The following is a 716-nucleotide window of genomic DNA, read 5'->3' as shown; positions in this document are numbered from 1 at the left end:
CTCCTGCGTGAGGACCCGACTTCCCGGGTCGCCGTGGAGACGCTCATCACCACCGGCCAGGTGCACGTGGCCGGCGAGGTGACCACCAAGGCGTACGCGCCGATCGCCCAGCTCGTCCGGGACAAGATCCTGGAGATCGGTTACGACAGCTCCAAGAAGGGCTTCGACGGCGCCTCCTGCGGCGTGTCGGTGTCCATCGGTGCGCAGTCGCCCGACATCGCGCAGGGCGTCGACACCGCGTACGAGGCCCGGGTGGAGGGGTCCGCCCGACGCCGACGACCTGGACAAGCAGGGCGCCGGTGACCAGGGCCTGATGTTCGGCTACGCGTCCGACGAGACGCCCGAGCTGATGCCGCTGCCGATCACCCTGGCCCACCGGCTCTCCCGCCGGCTGACCGAGGTGCGCAAGAACGGGACCATCCCCTACCTGCGCCCCGACGGCAAGACCCAGGTCACCATCGAGTACGACGGTGACAAGGCCGTCCGTCTCGACACCGTGGTCGTCTCCACCCAGCACGCCAGTGACATCGACCTGGAGTCGCTGCTGACCCCGGACATCCGCGAGTTCGTGGTGGAGCCGGAGCTGAAGGCGCTGGCCGAGCAGGGCATCAAGCTGTCCACCGACGGCTACCGGCTGCTGGTGAACCCGACCGGCCGCTTCGAGATCGGCGGCCCGATGGGCGACGCCGGCCTGACCGGCCGCAAGATCATCATTG

Annotated in this window: 1 pseudogene; it reads left to right on the top strand. The window is 69.3% G+C overall.

From position 1 onward, the window contains the following. Positions 1-716 (top strand): annotated as a pseudogene (locus OP86_RS33175) (S-adenosylmethionine synthetase N-terminal domain-containing protein); the annotation flags it as partial.

Source organism: Streptomyces novaecaesareae, from assembly GCF_000716875.1.
GTDB classification, from domain to species: Bacteria; Actinomycetota; Actinomycetes; order Streptomycetales; family Streptomycetaceae; genus Kitasatospora; species Kitasatospora novaecaesareae.
Note: the sequence above shows the minus strand (reverse complement) of the source record. Positions and strands in the feature narration are given on the sequence as shown.